Source organism: Streptomyces graminilatus (genome assembly GCF_001418565.1).
Taxonomy (GTDB): Bacteria; Actinomycetota; Actinomycetes; order Streptomycetales; family Streptomycetaceae; genus Streptomyces; species Streptomyces graminilatus.
Window position 1 is genome coordinate 18,423 of the sequence record NZ_LIQQ01000293.1, and the last position, 293, is coordinate 18,715.

The 293-nt window shown below is 79.9% G+C and carries 1 protein-coding gene; it reads left to right on the top strand.

What is annotated here, in order from left to right; all coding sequences use genetic code 11:
- The coding region (locus AOK08_RS47550) for a polyketide synthase dehydratase domain-containing protein (RefSeq protein ID WP_241827073.1) at positions 1–293 on the top strand (293 nt) is incomplete at both ends.

Consider the following 293-nt stretch of genomic DNA (forward strand, 5'->3'; position numbering starts at 1 on the left):
GCACCCGGCGCTCGCCGACGCTGCCCTGCACACCGCCGTCCTCGCGGGCGGCCCCTTCGCCGGTACGCCCGGCGAGGGACGCCTGCCTTTCGTCTGGGACGGGGTGACCCTCCGCGCCACCGGCGCCACCGCACTCCGCGTCCGGCTCACCCCCACCGGCCCCGACAGCCTCGCGCTCACCCTCGCCGACCCCACCGGCACCCCGGTGGCCACCGTCCGCTCACTGACCGTCCGCGCCGCCCCCGCCGTCATCACCGCCGCCCCCGGCACGAGCCCGGCCGACGGGCTCCACC